General features: G+C 67.8%; 16 protein-coding genes. 11 read left to right on the top strand and 5 right to left on the bottom strand.

Annotation, left to right across the window (positions count from 1 at the left end):
* Positions 1-11: 11 nt before the first annotated feature.
* From boxC to NJQ99_RS05515, 6 genes are all read left to right on the top strand, one after another.
* A complete protein-coding gene (boxC, locus tag NJQ99_RS05540; protein WP_269331792.1) occupies positions 12-1664 on the top strand; it encodes a 2,3-epoxybenzoyl-CoA dihydrolase in 1653 nt (550 codons plus the stop codon).
* A gap of 49 nt (positions 1665-1713) precedes the next feature.
* Positions 1714-3150 carry a benzoyl-CoA 2,3-epoxidase subunit BoxB gene (boxB, locus tag NJQ99_RS05535; RefSeq protein WP_269332083.1) on the top strand — a complete coding sequence of 479 codons (1437 nt, stop codon included), beginning with the start codon at positions 1714-1716 and terminating at the stop codon, positions 3148-3150.
* 29 nt (positions 3151-3179) lie between these two features.
* A complete protein-coding gene (gene boxA, locus NJQ99_RS05530) occupies positions 3180-4382 on the top strand; it encodes a benzoyl-CoA 2,3-epoxidase subunit BoxA (RefSeq protein ID WP_269331791.1) in 1203 nt (400 codons plus the stop codon).
* Positions 4383-4516: 134 nt separating this feature from the next.
* Positions 4517-5422, top strand: coding sequence for a helix-turn-helix transcriptional regulator (locus NJQ99_RS05525; protein ID WP_269331790.1), 906 nt, complete (start codon positions 4517-4519; stop codon positions 5420-5422).
* Between the two features lies 1 nt (position 5423).
* Complete coding sequence (dusA, locus tag NJQ99_RS05520; RefSeq protein ID WP_269331789.1) at positions 5424-6452, top strand: tRNA dihydrouridine(20/20a) synthase DusA; 1029 nt, start codon at positions 5424-5426, stop codon at positions 6450-6452.
* A complete protein-coding gene (locus NJQ99_RS05515; protein ID WP_269331788.1) occupies positions 6449-7279 on the top strand; it encodes a sulfite exporter TauE/SafE family protein in 831 nt (276 codons plus the stop codon). Before dusA ends, NJQ99_RS05515 begins: the two co-directional genes overlap by 4 nt.
* 4 nt (positions 7280-7283) lie before the next feature.
* Here NJQ99_RS05515 and NJQ99_RS05510 read toward each other — a convergent pair whose 3' ends face one another.
* The 4 genes from NJQ99_RS05510 to NJQ99_RS05495 form a co-directional block, all read right to left on the bottom strand.
* On the bottom strand, positions 7284-8522 hold the full coding sequence (locus NJQ99_RS05510; RefSeq protein ID WP_269331787.1) for a TadE/TadG family type IV pilus assembly protein: 1239 nt from the start codon (positions 8520-8522) through the stop codon (positions 7284-7286).
* A 101-nt stretch (positions 8523-8623) separates the two neighbouring features.
* Positions 8624-10117: a phosphomannomutase/phosphoglucomutase gene (locus tag NJQ99_RS05505; protein ID WP_269331786.1), complete on the bottom strand. Its 1494-nt coding sequence runs from the start codon at positions 10115-10117 to the stop codon at positions 8624-8626.
* A 33-nt stretch (positions 10118-10150) separates the two neighbouring features.
* On the bottom strand, positions 10151-10621 hold the full coding sequence (locus NJQ99_RS05500; RefSeq protein WP_269331785.1) for a retropepsin-like aspartic protease family protein: 471 nt from the start codon (positions 10619-10621) through the stop codon (positions 10151-10153).
* Positions 10622-10712: 91 nt separating this feature from the next.
* Positions 10713-10928: a DUF1289 domain-containing protein gene (locus tag NJQ99_RS05495; RefSeq protein WP_269331784.1), complete on the bottom strand. Its 216-nt coding sequence runs from the start codon at positions 10926-10928 to the stop codon at positions 10713-10715.
* A 131-nt stretch (positions 10929-11059) separates the two neighbouring features.
* On the opposite strand from NJQ99_RS05495, the gene NJQ99_RS05490 reads away from it, so the two are divergent.
* The 4 genes from NJQ99_RS05490 (at position 11060) to NJQ99_RS05475 (ending at position 15464) form a co-directional block, all read left to right on the top strand.
* Positions 11060-12091, top strand: coding sequence for a nicotinate-nucleotide--dimethylbenzimidazole phosphoribosyltransferase (locus tag NJQ99_RS05490; RefSeq protein ID WP_269331783.1), 1032 nt, complete (start codon positions 11060-11062; stop codon positions 12089-12091).
* Between the two features lie 148 nt (positions 12092-12239).
* Positions 12240-13436, top strand: coding sequence for an acyl-CoA dehydrogenase family protein (locus NJQ99_RS05485; protein WP_269331782.1), 1197 nt, complete (start codon positions 12240-12242; stop codon positions 13434-13436).
* Positions 13437-13491: 55 nt separating this feature from the next.
* Positions 13492-14640 (top strand): acyl-CoA dehydrogenase family protein, encoded by a 1149-nt coding sequence (locus NJQ99_RS05480; protein WP_269331781.1) that lies wholly within the window; start codon positions 13492-13494, stop codon positions 14638-14640.
* A gap of 83 nt (positions 14641-14723) precedes the next feature.
* A complete protein-coding gene (locus NJQ99_RS05475) occupies positions 14724-15464 on the top strand; it encodes a TerC family protein (protein ID WP_269331780.1) in 741 nt (246 codons plus the stop codon).
* A 57-nt stretch (positions 15465-15521) separates the two neighbouring features.
* Here the strand turns inward: NJQ99_RS05475 and NJQ99_RS05470 are convergent, their stop codons facing one another.
* Positions 15522-16430: an SDR family oxidoreductase gene (locus NJQ99_RS05470; protein ID WP_269331779.1), complete on the bottom strand. Its 909-nt coding sequence runs from the start codon at positions 16428-16430 to the stop codon at positions 15522-15524.
* Positions 16431-16632: 202 nt separating this feature from the next.
* Here NJQ99_RS05470 and NJQ99_RS05465 point away from each other — a divergent pair, with 202 nt between their 5' ends.
* On the top strand, positions 16633-17244 hold the full coding sequence (locus tag NJQ99_RS05465; protein ID WP_269331778.1) for a glutathione S-transferase family protein: 612 nt from the start codon (positions 16633-16635) through the stop codon (positions 17242-17244).
* Positions 17245-17287 lie beyond the last annotated feature (43 nt).

Below are 17287 nucleotides of genomic sequence, written 5' to 3'. Positions count from 1 at the left end.
ACGCCAGCGCCATGCGCATCGATTTCCAGACCGATCCGTCGAAATACCGCCACTGGCGGGTCGAGGTGGATGGCGAGATCGCAAACCTCGTCATGGACGTGGACGAACAGGGCGGCCTGTTCGAGGGCTACGAACTGAAGCTCAATTCCTACGACCTCGGCGTGGATATCGAGCTTTACGATGCCATCCAGCGTCTGCGGTTCGAGCATCCGGGGGTCAAGACGGTCGTGCTGCGCTCCGGCAAGGACCGCGTCTTCTGCGCAGGCGCGAACATCCGGATGCTGGGCGGGGCCTCGCACGCCCACAAGGTCAATTTCTGCAAGTTCACCAACGAGACGCGCAACTCCATGGAGGATGCGAGCCAGAACTCCGGCCAGAAGTACCTGGCCGCGGTCAACGGGGCGTGCGCGGGCGGCGGATACGAGCTTGCCATCGCCTGCGACGAAATCGTGCTGACGGACGACGGCTCCTCCTCGGTCTCGCTTCCGGAAGTGCCGCTGCTGGCCGTGCTGCCCGGCACCGGCGGCGTCACGCGCGTTACCGACAAGCGCAAGGTGCGCCGCGACCGTGCCGATATCTTCTGCTCGACGGAGGAGGGGGTGCGGGGCGAGCGGGCGGTGAAATGGCGCCTCGTCGACGCGGTTGTGCCCAACTCCCGTTTCGAGGACGCGGTAAGGGAACGTGCGCTCGCGCTCGCCGCCACCTCCGACCGCCCGTCGGACGCGGAAGGGATCACGCTGGGCCCCCTCGCGCGGGAGATCGCGGGCGACACGATCCGCTATTCGACCGTGCGGGTGGAGATCGACCGGGAGGGGCGGGTTGCGAACCTCACCGTCACCGGCCCCGACACGGACGCGCCCGCCGATGCCGCCGCGATGCAAGGGGAGGGCGATGCGTTCTGGCCGCTGCGCGCGGCGCGGGAACTTGACGACGCGCTGCTGTACCTCCGCTTCAACGAGCCGGAGATCGGCGTCATCGCCTTCCATACCGAGGGGGATGCGGCGAAGCTGCTCGCCCACGACGCCTTCCTGGAGGCGAACGCGGACCATTGGCTCGCGCGCGAGATCCTGCTGAACTGGTCGCGCGTGCTGAAGCGGGTGGACATGACGTCGCGCTCGCTCGTCGCACTGATCGAGCCGGGAAGCTGTTTCGCGGGCACACTTGCCGAACTCGCGTTTGCCTCCGACCGCGCCTACATGGCGCTCGGCGCGTTCGAGGGTGACAACCGGCCCGAGGCGCTGATGATGCTGAGTGCCGCGAACTTCGGCCGGCACAAGATGTCGAACGGCCTTTCCCGCCTCGAAACCCGCTTCCTGGGCGAACCCGAAACGGTCGCCGCCGCGAAGGAGCGGCAGGGTGAGGAGCTTGACGCGGAGGCGGCCGAAGAGCTTGGCCTCGTCACCGCAGCCTATGACGACATCGACTGGGAGGACGAGGTGCGCATCTTCCTGGAGGAGCGGGCGAGCTTCTCCCCCGACGCGCTCGTCGGCCTCGAAGCCAACGTCCGCTTCGCCGGGCCCGAGACGATGGAGACCAAGATCTTCGGGCGCCTGACCGCCTGGCAGAACTGGATCTTCCAGCGCCCCAACGCGGTCGGCGCCGAGGGTGCGCTCAAGCGCTACGGCACCGGCCGGAAAGCCGCCTTCAACATGGAGCGCGTCTGACGCGCCCGTCCGAAATACGCCTCAAGGGAGCACGCCCATGTTCGACCAGATGAACGTCAGCTACGACACGCAGATCCCCAACAATGTCGGCCTGTCGGAAGACCGCCGCGTGCTGAAGGCGCTGGAGCGCTGGCACCCCGGCTACCTCGACTGGTGGAAGGACATGGGGCCGGAAGGCTTCCAGGAGAGCCTCGTCTACCTGCGCACCGCCGTCGGCGTCGATCCGAAGGGCTGGGCGAAGTTCGACTATGTCCGCATGCCGGAGTACCGCTGGGGCATCCTGCTCGCCCCGCAGGAGCAGGACCGCAAGATCCCCTTCGGTGCGCATCTGGGTGAGCCCGCCTGGCAGGAGGTGCCGGGCGAGTACCGCGCCATGCTGCGCCGCCTCATCGTGATCCAGGGCGATACGGAGCCCGCCTCGGTCGAGCAGCAGCGCCACCTCGGCAAGACCGCGCCGTCGCTCTACGACATGCGCAACCTCTTCCAGGTGAACGTGGAGGAGGGCCGCCACCTCTGGGCCATGGTCTATCTGCTGCAGAAGTATTTCGGCTCGGACGGCCGGGAGGAGGCGAACGAACTGCTCAAGCGCCGCTCCGGCGACGTGGACAAGCCGCGCATGCTCGGTGCCTTCAACGAGGAGACGCCGGACTGGCTGTCCTTCTTCATGTTCACCTATTTCACCGACCGCGACGGCAAGATGCAGCTGGAGAGCCTCGCGCAGTCGGGCTTCGACCCGCTGTCGCGCACCTGCCGCTTCATGCTGACCGAGGAGGCCCACCACATGTTCGTGGGCGAGACGGGCGTGGGCCGCACCATCCAGCGCACTTGCGAGGCGATGAACGAGGCGGGTATCGCCGACCCCTACGACATCGAGAGGGTGCGCGCGCTGGGTGTCATCGACCTGCCGACGATCCAGAAGAAGGCGAACCTGCACTACACGCTGTCGCTCGACCTCTTCGGGTCCGAGGTTTCGACGAACGCCGCGAACGCCTTCAACGCTGGCCTCAAGGGCCGCTACCAGGAGACGAAGATCGACGACGACCACCGCCTGCTGAACGCGACCTATCCGGTTCTCAAGCTGGTGGACGGCGAGGTGAAGCTGGTGGAGGAGCCGGCGCTCACCGCGCTCAACATGCGCCTGCGCGACGACTATGCGAAGGACGCCGCCAAGGGCGTGGAGCGCTGGAACAAGATCATCGAGAAGGCGGGCGTCAACTTCCGCCTGACCCTGCCGCACGAGGCGTTCCACCGCCACATCGGCGCCTTCGCGAACGTGCACGTCTCGCCCGAGGGCAAGGTGATCACCAAGGCCGAATGGGACGCAAACCGCGACAAGTGGCTGCCGTCGAAGGCCGACGGCGACTTCATCCACTCGCTGATGACGCCGGTGTCCAAGCCCGGCCAGTACGCGGGCTGGATCGCCGCGCCGAAGGTCGGCATCGACAACCAGCCCGGCGATTTCGAGTACGTGCGGCTGCACGCCTGACCTTGCCGGACCGAGCGGGACACCTTGCGATGAACGCGCCACAGAAGACCCCGATCAAGCAACACCTGATCGACCCGGAAATCTGCATCCGGTGCTACACCTGCGAGGAGATGTGCCCGATCGACGCGATCACCCACGACGACAACAACGTCGTCGTGGACGCGGCCAAGTGCAACTACTGCATGGACTGCATCGCGCCGTGCCCGACGGGCTCCATCGACAACTGGCGCATGGTGATGGAGCCCTATTCGCTCCAGGACCAGTTCTCCTGGGACGAACTGCCGGAGCAACAGGACCTGGGCGAGGCGGACACCGGCGCGCTCGCCGAGGCGATGGAGGACGAGATCAGCTCGCTGCTCGCCCGCGCGCACGAAGGGACCGGCGGCAAGCCCGCAGCGCCCGCCAGCGCCGACAAGCCCTCGATCAACCTCTATTCCCGCACCCGGCCCGCGGTCGCCAGGGTGCAGGGCAACTACCGCATCACCGACGAGGGGACGGGGAGCGACGTCCGCCACATCATCCTGTCCTTCGGGGAGCAGGTGTTTCCCGTTCTGGAGGGGCAGAGCGTCGGCATCGTGCCGCCGGGGACGAAGCCCGACGGCCGCCCGCACGACATCCGCCTCTATTCCGTGGCGAGCGCGCGCGACGGGGAGAAGCGCAACGCCAACAACCTCGCCCTCACCGTGAAGCGGGAGGAAGGGGGCGTGTGCTCCAACTACCTCTGCGACCTGAAGAAGGGCGACGAGGTGCAGGTGACGGGCCCGTTCGGCGGCACCTTCCTCATGCCGAACGACCCCTCCGCCAACATCGTGATGATCTGCACGGGCACGGGCTCGGCGCCCTTCCGCGCGTTCACCGAGCGCCGCCGCCGCGCCATGCCCGGCGCGCCCGGCAAGCTGATCCTCTATTTCGGCGCGCGCACGCCCGGCGAGCTTCCCTATTTCGGGCCGCTGAAGAAGGTGCCCCCCGCGCTGATGGAGCAGCACCTCGTCTATTCGCGCGTGCCGGACAGCCCGAAGGAATACGTGCAGGACCGGATGCGCGTGAACGGTGAGGCGTTGAGCGGGCTGCTGACCTCCGACAGGACGCACATCTACATCTGCGGGCTCAAGGGCATGGAGACGGGCGTGGACGAGGCGCTGGCCGACATCTGCCGCAAGCACGGGCTCGACTGGGCCACGATCAAGCCGGTGATGCGCGCAAGCGGGCGCTATCACGTCGAGACCTATTGAGGTCCGCGCCGCGCTGCCTTGCCATTTCGCGCCGCATGGGCCACAAGGATGCGATATAGTGCCGGTTCGACGCGCGAACCGGGCGGGCAGGGGCGAGAGCAGTGGCGAGACCGGCGAACACATCCGCGGCAGGCATGACCGCGCCATCGGTGCGGGCGGGCGACGGCGCATCGGACGATGCGGCCTTCCTCGCGCTCGTCGGCCAGCGGGTGCGCACCGCGCGCACGCGGCTTTCCATGTCGCGCAAGATGCTGGCGCAGGCCTCGGGCGTGTCGGAACGCTACCTCGCGCAGCTTGAGACCGGCGCGGGGAACATTTCCATCCTGCTGCTGCGGCAGGTGGCGCGCGCGACCGGGCGGCGGCTGGAGGATTTCGTGGACGAATCCGGCGGCGCGGGCGATGCGGAGCTTCTCTCCCTCCTCGACGCGGTACGCCAGGCCACGCCGGAGGAGCGGGCGCGGCTGTCGGCCATCCTGACCGAGATGCGGCGCGGCGGCGGCGGCCTGAAGGCCGGACGGTTCGCGCTGATCGGCTTGCGCGGGGCGGGTAAGTCCACGCTGGGCCGCGCGGTGGCGGAGCGGATGGGCCTGCCCTTCGTCGAACTCAACAGGGAGATCGAGGCCGAAAGCGGCCTCGCCATAGCGGAAATCTTCTCGCTTTACGGCCAGGACGGCTACCGGCGGCTGGAACAGCGCTGCCTCAAACTGGTCGTTGCCCGGCACCGGGCCTGCGTGCTGGCGGTCGCGGGTGGGATCGTGGCGGAGCCGGAGACGTTCGAGATGCTCCTCGACGCCTTCCACACGGTCTGGCTGCGCGCGACGCCCGAGGAGCATATGGAGCGGGTGCGCGCGCAGGGCGACCGCCGCCCGATGGCGGGCAATCCGTCGGCCATGGACGAGTTGCGCGCGATCCTCGACGCCCGCGAGCGGCTCTATTCCCGGGCCGAGGCCCGCCTCGACACGAGCCACAAGAGCGTGGAGGCAAGCGCGGCGGAACTCGCCAACTTGCTCGAGGACCTCACCGAACCGGCGGTTGCGTGAGATGAGCGCACCTCTCTCCCGCCGCCTCTCCGTCGCGCCGATGATGGAGTGGACGGACCGGCACTATCGGCGGATGGCGCGGATGATCTCGCGCCGCACGCTGCTCTATACCGAGATGGTGGTGGCCGACGCCGCGATCCGGGGCGACCGCGCGCGCCTTCTGGGCTTCGATCCGGTGGAGCAGCCGGTCGCCTTGCAGCTTGGCGGGTCGGAGCCCGAGAAGCTTGCCGAGGCCGCGCGGATCGGCGCCGACTGGGGCTATGCAGAGATCAACCTGAACGTCGGCTGCCCGTCCGACCGGGTGCAGTCGGGCCGCTTCGGCGCCTGCCTGATGGCCGAGCCGGAGCTTGTGGCGCGGTGCGTCGCGGCGATGCAGGCCGCCGTCGACATACCCGTGACCGTCAAGACGCGCATCGGCGTCGACGACGCGGACCCTTCGGTCATGCTGCGCACCTTCGTCGCGGCCATGCGCGGGGCGGGCGTGCGCTCGCTGACGATCCATGCCCGCAAGGCCTGGCTCAAGGGCCTCAGCCCCAAGGAGAACCGGACGATCCCGCCGCTCGACTACCCGCTCGTGCACGCGATCAAGGCGGAGAACCCGGACCTCGAGATCGTCATCAACGGCGGCATCCGCACGCTGGACGAGGCGGAGGAGCACCTCGCCCGCGTCGACGGCGCGATGATCGGGCGCGCGGCCTATGAGGACCCCTTCATGCTGGCGGGGGCCGACGCGCGCATCTTCGCCGATCCCGCGCCCGTGCCCACCCGGCACGAGGTCGTGCGCGCCATGGCGGAGTATGCCGAGGCGCGGATGGGCGACGGCGTGCCCCTCAACGCCATCGGGCGGCACATGCTGGGCCTCTTCTCGGGGCTGCCCGGCGCGCGCGCCTACCGCCGCCACCTGTCGGAGCACATGCATGGGTGCGATGCAGGGCCCCAGACGCTCCTTGACGCCGCCGCCCACGTGCCCGAAGACACACCCGCGCAAGCAAGACCAAGAAACGCACGGGACGAGGCGGACGCCGCATGATCGACATCGGGGGGCTGACGGGGCCGGAGATCGCGCTTGCGGTCGCGGCCATCGGCGTGACGGCGGCGTTCGTCGGCTTCATGGCGGGGCTTCTGGGTATCGGCGGGGGCATGATCCTCGTGCCCATCCTCGACAAGATCTTCACCTCCATCGGCGTGCCGGACGAAACGGCCATCCGGCTATCGGTCGGCACCTCGCTCGCGACCGTCGTCGTGACGGCGATCCGCTCGGCCCGCAGCCACTACAAGCGCGGCTCCTTCGACCCGGAGGTGGCGAAGGCCTGGGCGCCCTGGATCGTCATCGGGGCGAGTGCGGGCGCGGTGATCGCCAGCGTCATCGCGGGCGCGAGCCTGCGCGGCGTTTTCGGCGTCGTGGCCATCGTGCTTGCGCTCAACATGGCGTTCGGCAAGGAGGAATGGCGTATCTCCACCCGCCTACCGGAGTTCTTGCGCTGGGCCATTGGCACGCTGGTCGGCGGGGTCGCGGTGATGATGGGGCTCGGAGTCGGCGGCCTCGGCGTGCCGGCGATGACGCTCTACGGCATCGACATCCGCCGCGCGGTCGGAACGGCGGCGGGGCTCGGCCTTGCGACCTCGATCCCCGGCGCGCTGGTGCTGATGTACCAGGGCCTCGACGCGCCGGGCCTGCCGCCGTTTTCGCTCGGCTATGTGAACTTCGTGGCCTTCGCGCTGATCGTGCCGATCACGATCCTGACCGCACCGCTGGGTGTAGCCGCCAATCACAAGATCAGCATGAAGGCGCTGCGCCGTGCCTTCGCCGTGTTCCTGGCGCTGATGGCGTTCCGGATGCTCTCCGGCATCTGGTAGGGACCTACTTGATCAGCCGAAGCTCGCCGTCGCCCGCGATCTCGCCCGCGATGTCGAGCAGTGCGTCCGTGATCGTCGAGGCGTACTTGCCCTCGTAGAAACGGCCCGGCGAGGCGCAGTCCTTCAGCGCCTGGATGATCGCGCCGCGCTGCGGATCGAGCACGTAGAACACCGGCATCTCCGAGTTCACGAGCGGATAGATCGCGGTCCGCTCCGGGTACTCGATATGCATGACATAAAGCTCGTAGCCGGCATCTTTCAGGTTGGTGCACTTGGATACGTCGATCGGCATCACGTTCTCCAGCGTGACGTCGCTGTGCTGCACGCCGTCCGTGATGAGGACGACGACCTGTTTCGGCTTCGCCTTCGTGCCGTCGCCCGCCGGGCCTACCCTCGACTTCACGAAGGACAGTACAGGATCGAAGTCGGTCGCGTGCGACCGGGTGTCGAGATCCTCGAGCTTCATCTTCAGGGCGGGGATGCCTTCCGACGGTGTCACGATCCGCTTGACCTCGTCGTCGAAGGTGAAGAGGCCGAGCCGGATATGCTCGCCGGAATTGGTCGCCTCGATGGCTTCCGCAAGACCGATCAGGGAATCGCGCACCCGGTCGATGCGGAGGTAGATGCCCTCGTCACGGGCGATCTGGTTCGCTGTCTTGCCGTTGTAGGTGACGTTGAGGCCGAACATGTCGACCGCGTCGTGGCAGGCGAAGGAGCAGCCGACGCCCCAGTCGATCGTCCGCCGGTAGTTGAGCCGCATCCGGTCCGCCTCGGCGAGATCGTCGGCGAACTCGAACGAGCCGCTCACGTCCACGACGAAATGGGCGTCCACGAACTGGCCCAGTCCGAAGGTTGCCTGCGATGTGGCGTCTGCCCGCAGACTTTCGATGCCGACGAGCTGAAGCAGGGTTGCGGGGACCGTGGCATTGGCGGTGACGGTGATCACCTCGCCCTTGGTGTCGACAGTCGGCTTTTCGGCCAGGTCGCAGAACGCCATCGTGCAGTTCGCAGCAAAGCTCTCCCTGGCCGCCTTCTTCTGGGCCCCCGTGGCGCCGCCGTCTGCGGCCACGCGCGCGCCTGCCAGCGCTGCAGCATCAGCAGCCGTCTGCAGGTGTTTCTGGGTCGATGTCATGCGGCTGTAGTCGAACGCCGCACCCGCGAGCCCGCCAACCGCCATGAACGTTATTGAGAAGATGACCGCAACAGCGCCACGATCGTTCGGGAGGAACCGTGAGGCCCGCATGATACGCAACTCCAAAAGGACACAACAGCCATCGGGTTACGCAAGATTGGGGCCGGAAGCGTCAACACTTGTCTAAAGGAGTTGGTAAACGGCTAAAATTTTCAGAGCTTCTGATCATATTTTCCCACCTCGGGCTGCGCCGACAGGACCGCATCGATCTCGGCGAACATCGCGCGCATGTTCTCTTCCGAGACGGGGCTTTCAACGACGACCACGAGATTTGGCGTGTTCGAGGAGGCCCGAACGAGGCCCCATGTGCCATCGGCGACGGTGATGCGCACGCCGTTGACGGTGTTCACGTCGGCGATCGGCTGGCCGATCAGCGTTCCGCGCGTCTCCTTCAGATCGCGAAACCAGGCGACCACGCGGTCGACGACCCCATACTTCTCCGTATCGGCGCACGCGGGCGACATGGTGGGCGACCCCCAGGTCCGCGGCAGAGCGCGGCGCAGGTCGGCCATCGTCATGTCCGGGTTGCGGTCGAGCAGCTCGCACACCGCGACCGCCGTCACCAGTCCGTCGTCGTAACCGCGGCCGATCGGCGCGTTGAAGAAGAAGTGCCCGGACTTCTCGAAGCCCGCGAGCGCCCCCAGCGCATTGACCCGCCGCTTGATGTAGCTGTGCCCGGTCTTCCAGTAGTCGGCGGTGACGCCCAGCGACTGCAGCACCGGGTCGGCGGCGAAGAGGCCCGTCGACTTCACGTCCACGACGAACGTCGGCTTCGCGTGCAGGCGGGCGAGGTCGCGGGCCAGGATTACGCCCATCTTGTCGGCGAAGATCTCCTCGCCCTCGTTGTCCACGACGCCGCAACGGTCACCGTCGCCGTCGAAGGCCAGGCCGATGTCTGCGCCGTGCGCACGCACCATCTCGGCGACGTCGTGCAGCATCTTCAGGTCTTCGGGGTTGGGATTGTAGTGCGGGAAGGAATGGTCGAGCGCGGTGTGCCGCTCGATCACCTCGACGCCGACACGACGCAACACGTCGGGGGCGAAGGCGCCTGCCGTGCCGTTGCCGGTGGCGACAACGGCCTTGAGCTTCCGCTTGATCCGCACGGACCCCGCCACGTCGGCGATGTGGCGCTCGCGCATGCCCTGGACGCGGACATAGCCGCCGCCGGGGCGTGTCATGCCCTCGCCGTTCAGCACGATGTCCCGCAGCCGTGCCATCTCGTCGGGACCGTGAGTGAGGGGGCGCTCCATGCCGATCTTCACGCCGGTCCAGCCGTTCGCATTGTGGCTTGCCGTCACCATTGCGACAGCTGGCACGTCGAGCGCGAACTGCGCGAAATAGGCGGTCGGCGACAGCGCGAGGCCGATGTCGTGCACCTCGACGCCCGCCGCCATCAGGCCGACGGTCAGCGCCTGCTTGATGGAGAGCGAGTAGGAGCGGTAGTCGTGGCCCACCACGATCTTCGGCGCGACACCCGCCTCGTGGAGCTGTGTGCCGAGGCCAAGGCCCAACGCCTGGATGCCCAGCAGATTGATCTGCTCGGGATAGAGCCAGCGGGCGTCATATTCCCGGAAGCCGGTGGGGACGACCAGCGCCTCCACCTCGTTTTCCAGCGTGTTCGGGCGGATATCGGCGCGCGGCTTCATCGGGCGGAAGGCTCCTGAAACTCGGATGTGCGGTCAGCGGGTGAGCGTCAAGGTATCGCCCTTGATCTCGACCCGTTCAAGCGCGGCAAGTGCATTGAGGCCGAGAAGGGAGTGGCCGTCCTCCGCCTGGGTGACGGCTGCCTCGATGTCGTGAAGCGTCAGCTCGCCGATGCGCAATTCCCGCAGGCGGACCGTGGCAACAGCCATCGCGCCGGCAGGACTGACAGCGATACGGTCGTAGACGAGACTGTGCGGCGCCAGGCCGGCGCGGCGCGCATCGCGTGCGGTCAGCGCGACCAGCGTGGCGCCGGTATCCACCATGAACTCGACGGGGGCGCCATCGATATGGCCGGTCGTGACGAAATGACCGCTCGCACCGCGCGCGATGGCGACCTGCCCCTCGGTCGAGGCCGCCTCGACAGGAAGCGCGGACAGATGCGCGCCGAGCGCGAACAGGCTTGCAACGGCAAGAAACCCGGCGCTGGCGAACTGATGGCGTGTCATGGCCGATCCCCTGATACTGGTACAATCAGGGGGAAGGATGCCGCGGACAGATTAAATAAAACTTTCCGAAATCCGGAATCTTCTGGCCATGTCAGCCACGGGCGCGCCGGCGCCGCGACGGGCGGGCGTGGGCGGCCTTGTGTGCGTGTGCGCGGGCGGGCAGGGCGGCCATGATTTCCTCGCGCTCGGCATCGCTCATGCGTACCCATCGGCCGATTTCCTCCGGCGTGCGGTGGCAGCCGACGCAGAACCCGGTGCCGCTGTGCACGACGCAGATCTTCACGCATGGGGATTTGATCCGGCTCATACGCCCCTCCGGCTGCTCCGAACCGCGAAGATGGGGCGAAGGGGCGCAGGCGGCAAGCCCGGCCTCTCCCTTGTGCCGGGACCGTCGCCGGTCTATCAGGCGCGGGACCGCCCGGCAGAGGACAAGAACGCATGACAACCGACACGCGCGGCCCGACCGGCCTGCCTTTCGACGACATCCGCAACGTGGTGCGCGGCATGCCCGGCGCCGACTCGGCCGCCGTGGACAAGGTGCGCGCGCGCGAGGCGGAACTTATCAAGCCCGCGGGCTCCCTGGGCCGGCTGGAGGAAATTGCCGAATGGCTGGCGGCCTGGCAGGGGACGCACCCGCCGAAGGTACTGCAGCCGCAGGTCTGCGTCTTTGCCGGGACCCACGGCGTCGCGGCGCGCGGGGTCAGCCCGCTGGACCCCGCCCTCACGCAGCAGATGGTGTTCGCCCATGCAGCCGGGGGGGCTGCGGTGAACCAGATGGCTGCCGCGGCCGAAGCTGGGCTGAAGGTGTTCGACCTCGCGCTCGACGTGCCGACGGGTGACATCTGCGTGGAAGCCGCGATGGACGAGCGGACCTGCGCCGGAACCATCGCCTTCGGGATGGAGGCGGTGGCGCAAGGCGGCGACCTTCTGTGCATCGGGGATTGGGGCGTGGCAAACGGCACGCCCGCTGCCGCGCTCGCGTGCGCGCTCCACGGCGGTGCGCCGGAAGCGTGGGCACAGCGGGAGCCCGGCCAGGACGACGCCGGATACGCGCGCAAGCTGGAGGCCGTGGTTCAGGCGCTCGACACCCACGCGGGCCACCTCGCCGATCCGCTGAACGCGCTCGCGCGGCTGGGTGGGCGGGAGCTTGCGGCCATCGCCGGCGCGATCGTGGCAGCCCGCTACCAGCGGATGCCGGTGCTGCTCGACGGGTTCGTGACCTGCGTGGCCGCTTCCGTGCTGCAGAAGATACGGCCCGACGCGCTCGACCATTGCATGGTCGCCCACCTGATGCCCGGCAGCGCCCATGCGCGCCTGCTGGAGGCCATGGGCAAGGCCCCGCTGATCGACCTCGGCATCACGCTGCCGGAAGGGGCCGGTGCTGCCCTCGCCATCCCGCTGGTGCGGGCGGCGGCTGCCGCGCATGCGGGCATGGCCACCTATGAGCAGGCAGAGGTGACGCGGCCCTGAGCTTGCCGCGTCCGGCTTTGCGTCATTGCGTCGCTTGAGGATTGCCAGCGGTCCCGGCTGACCCTAGGATCACCTCTAAGTTGACGTAAACGTCACCCCTGCAGCCGCCTTCCTGCGCAGGGGAGAGAAACAAGGGACGACGACGCTCATGGATCTGGAATTCACGCCCGAGGAGCAGGCCTTCCGCGACGAGGTCCGCGCCTATATCGCCGAGAACTACCCGGCGGAGTTGCGCGCCAAGCAGGACAGCGGCGCTGAACTCGGGCGGGAGGATTACCTCTCCTGGCACCGCGTGCTTGCCAGGAAGGGCTGGGTCGCGCCGGCGTGGCCGGTCAAGTACGGCGGCACGGGCTGGACGCCGACGCAGCGCTACCTCTTCCAGGAGGAACTGGGCCGCGCCGACACCGTGCGCATCCTGCCCTTCGGCGTGACCATGGTCGGCCCCGTCATCTACACCTTCGGGAACCAGGCGCAGAAGGACCGGTTCCTGCCGGGCATCCTCTCGGGCGAGGACTGGTGGTGCCAGGGCTATTCGGAGCCGGGGTCGGGCTCCGACCTCGCCTCGCTGCGGACCCGCGCGGTGCGCGACGGCGACCATTACATCGTCAACGGCTCCAAGACGTGGACGACGCTCGGCCAGCATGCCGACTGGATCTTCTGCCTCGTGCGTACCTCGACGGAAGGAAAGCCGCAGGAGGGCATCTCCTTCCTGCTGATCGACATGAAGACGCCCGGCATATCCGTGAAGCCGATCATCCTGATGGATGGCAAGCACGAGGTGAACGAGGTCTTCTTCGAGGACGTGAAGGTGCCGGTCGAGAACCTCGTCGGCGAGGAAAACAAGGGCTGGACCTACGCGAAGTTCCTGCTGATGCACGAGCGGACGGGCATCGCCGCGGTCGCGCGCTCCAAGCAGGCGGTGGAGAAGCTGAAGGAGATCGCGGCGCTGGAGCAGCCCGGCGGCGTGGCGATGGCCGACGACTGGGGCTTTGCGCGCCGCCTGGCTGAACTCGAGGTCGATCTGCTCGCGCTCGAATATACTGAGCTTCGCGCCCTCTCCAAGGAAGCGGCGGGCAAGGGGCCGGGGGCGGAGTCCTCCATGCTGAAGATCCGCGGGTCGGAGATCCAGCAGCGCATTACCGAACTGGCGATGGAGGCGGTCGGGCCCTACGGCCTCGTCGACGCGCACGGTACGGCGGACGTGGGCGACAATATCGCGCCGCTCGGCCCCGATCACGCGCTGGGCAAGGCGAACGCCTATTTCAACATGCGCAAGACGACGATCTACGGCGGCACGAACGAGATCCAGCGTAACATCATCGCCAAGATGGTGCTGGGCCTGTGATGGCCCGGCACCCCCTGCGCACCTCAACAACAACGCCCAACTGACGGTAATTGAAATGGATTTCTCGTTCACCGAAGAGCAGGAGATGCTGCGCGAGTCGCTGTCGCGCATGCTCGCCGACGCCTATTCCTTCGACGTGCGCCGCAAGATCGTCGCCTCGGAGGAGGGGTTCAGCCGCGAGATCTGGGGCAAGCTCGCCGAGTTGGGCGTGTTCGCCATGCCCTTCGCGGAGGAGGACGGCGGCCTCGGCGGTGGTGCGGTCGACACTATGGTCGTGATGGAGGAGTTGGGCCGCGCGCTGGTGATCGAGCCGTATCTGGCGACCGTCGTGCTGGCGGGCGGCCTGCTGCGCCATGCGGGAAGCGCGGAGCAGCGCGCCGCGCACATCGGCGCCATCGTGGGCGGCGAGGGTGTCTACACCGCGGGCCTTTATGAGGCCGCGGGGCGCTTCGATCCCTTCCACGTTGCCGCAAAGGCGGAGAAGACGGGCGACGGCTACCGGCTGACGGGGGAGAAGACCTTCGTTCCCTTCGGCGGGGCGGCGGATCATCTGATCGTGAGCGCGCGCGTCTCAGGCGCGACGGCTGACCGCGACGGCATAGGGCTGTTCCTTGTGCCCGCCAGCGCGGCGGGCCTGACCCGGCGGCCCTATCGCACGGTCGACGGTGCGCGGGCGGCGGAAGTGCGCCTCGACGGCGTCGAGGTCGGCGCGGACGCAGTGCTCGGCACGCCCGGCAAGGCGGCCGACGTCATCGCAGCCGTGGTGGATGAGGCGACAGCGGCGGTCTGCGGGGAGGCCGTCGGCGTCATGACGCGCCTGCATGAACTGACCCTGGACTACGCGAAGGAGCGCAAGCAGTTCGGCCAGCCGATCTCCCGGTTCCAGGTCATCCAGCACCAGCTTGTCGAGATGATGATCGCAAAAGAGGAAGCGATTTCCACAACCTACATGGGTACCTTGAAGCTTGGCGGAAATGCCGGAGAGCGCGCGCGCGCCGTGTCCGCGGCCAAGGCCATGGCCGGCAAGTCGGGTCGCGCGCTTGGCCAGACGGCGATCCAGGTGCACGGCGGCATGGGCATGACGTGGGAGATGACGGCGCCGCACTATTTCAAGCGCCTTACCGCAATCGAGCAGGCGTTCGGCGACACCGAATGGCACCTCAAGCGCTTCTCCTCAGCGGGGCGGACGAAGGCGGCCGCCTGACAGACCCGCGTTCCACCGGGGTTAAATTCCGGGGCGGTGGCTGCTAGGAAGGAAGGCAGCCTCTCTCGCCCCGGAGTTGATTGATGCTTGAACTCCTGTCCGACCCCCAGGCGTGGGCCAGCCTTGCCACGCTGACGATCCTCGAGATCGTGCTCGGGATCGACAATGTCATCTTCATCGCGATCCTCGCGCAGAAACTGCCGGAGGAGCAGCAGCAGAAGGCGCGCATGATCGGCCTCTCGCTGGCGCTGATCATGCGGATCGCGCTGCTTGCGTCCATCGCCTGGATCATCGGGCTGAAGGAGCCGGTGATCGAGGTCCAGGGCTATGCCATGTCCTGGCGCGACATCATCCTGCTCGGCGGCGGCCTCTTCCTGCTCGCCAAGGCAACGAGCGAGATCCATTCCATGGTCGAGGGGATCGAGCACAAGGCGGAGCAGACCGTGCATGCGGGCTTTGGCATGGTGATCGCGCAGATCGCGGCGCTCGACCTCGTCTTTTCGCTCGACTCGATCCTGACTGCGGTCGGCATGTCCGACCACCTGCCGGTGATGATCACGGCGGTCGTCATTGCCATCGGGGTGATGATGCTCGCGGCCGCGCCCGTCAGCGAATTCGTGCAGCGCAACCCGACGGTGAAGATGCTGGCGCTCGCCTTCCTGATGCTGATCGCGGTCGCGCTGATCGCGGAGGGGATGCACTTCCACATCCCCAAGGGCTACCTCTACTTCGCGGTGGCCTTCTCGCTGGGCGTCGAGGTGCTCAACACGCTCGTCCGGCGCCGCCGGCGCAGGAAGAACGGTCCCCGCATGCCGGTCGCCTGACAGCCGGCACCGGGGCATGGAAATGGGGCAGCCTGCCGCGGCTGCCCCCTTGCCGTCTTAGCCCTTGTTGGCCGCGCTGACCGTCTGGAAGACGTGGCCCGTCTGCTCAGGCCCGATGCGGAAATTGTTCGCGCTCGTGAAGTCCGAGATCCGGTCGAGGTTCGCCACAACGTCGTCGACGGTCGGCGCGCCGGGGATCACCACGCCCGGCGATTCCTGCAGCCGCGTCATGGCGAAATGCCCCGCGCCCGCCATCATGATCGCGCCCGTGGGAGCGTCCTCGCTCGCGAGGTAGAGGACCGCGGGCGAGACCCGCTCCGGCTGCAGCAGCTTCAGGAAATCCTCCGGCAGCAGGTCCTCCGTCATGCGGGTCGCTGCGACGGGGGCAACCGCGTTGACGCGGATGTTGTACTTCTCGCCCTCGATCTTCAGCGTCTGCATCAGGCCGACCTGGCCCATCTTGCCCGCGCCATAGTTCGCCTGCCCGAAATTGCCGTAGAGGCCGCTCGTGGACGTGGTCATCACGATCCGTCCATAGCCCTGGTCGCGCATCACCGGCCACACCGCGTGCGAGCAGATGGCAGCCCCCATCAGGTGCACGTCGAGAACGGCGCGGAAGTCTTCGAGCGTCATCTTGGCGAACGTCTTGTCGCGCAGGATGCCCGCGTTGTTCACCAGGATGTCGATGCGGCCATAGGCGTCCATCGCGTCCTGGACGAGCCGCGCGACGCCTGCCTCGTCGGTCACGGAGGAGCCGTTGGCGACCGCCTCGCCGCCTGCCGCGCGGATTTCCTCCACCACGGCCTTCGCAGCGTCGGAAGAGCCGCCGGTGCCGTCGACCGCGCCGCCCAGGTCGTTGACCACGACCTTCGCGCCCCGCCCGGCGAAGGCCAGCGCGTGCGCGCGGCCAAGCCCGCCGCCCGCGCCCGTGACGATCGCGACCCGTCCGTCGAACCTGATGCCCATGCGTTCCGATCTCCCTTGCCCTGCGGGCGTTCCCGCCCGTCGTCCGTCATTGTTTCGACAGCGTTTCTCGCGCGGATCGAACCCGCGCGCAAGGCCGCCGCGCGCGGGGCGGGCTTGCCCGGGTACGTGCCGCCCTCTACCGTCGCCCCAGGATGCGAGACGGCCCGGCAACGGGGCCGCACGAAAGGGGAGACCAGCCGCCGTGAAGCTCTACGACTCCAAGATGGCGCCGAACCCGCGGCGCGTGCGCATGTTCCTGGCAGAGAAGGGGATCAAGGTCGACCTCGTCCCTGTCGACATCATGAAGCAGGAGCACAAGACGCCCGAATACCGGGCCAAGAGCCCGCAGGCGCTCCTGCCCGCGCTGGAACTCGACGATGGCACGGTGATCACGGAATCGGTCGCCATCTGCCGCTATTTCGAGGAGTTGCAGCCCGAGCCGCCACTGTTCGGCGCGACGCCGCTCGAAAGGGCGCTGGTGGAGATGTGGAACCGGCGCATGGAGTTCGGCGTTCTCTTCGCCACCGCCATGGTGTTCCGCCACACGCACCCGGCCATGGCGCCGCTGGAGGTGCCGCAGTGCCAGGACTGGGGCCAGGCGAACGTCGACAAGGTCCGCGCGTCGTGGGAGTGGATGGACCGGGAACTTGCGACCCGTCCCTTCATCGCGGGCGAGAACTTCTCCATCGCCGACATCACGGGCTTCGTCGGTGTGCAGTTCGGCAAGGTCGTCAAGCTGCAGCCGGACGAGACCTACAAGAACCTCACCCGCTGGATGGGCGAGATCGCCGCCCGGCCGAGCGCCGCGGCCTGAAGCCATGCAAACGGGCGGCGGGGCCGGGTGCCGGGTCCCGCCG

The sequence above is a fragment of the Futiania mangrovi genome (genome assembly GCF_024158125.1).
GTDB classification, from domain to species: Bacteria; Pseudomonadota; Alphaproteobacteria; order Futianiales; family Futianiaceae; genus Futiania; species Futiania mangrovi.
The sequence above is the reverse complement of the archived record's forward strand: the minus strand, read 5'-3'. Positions and strand labels throughout refer to the sequence as shown.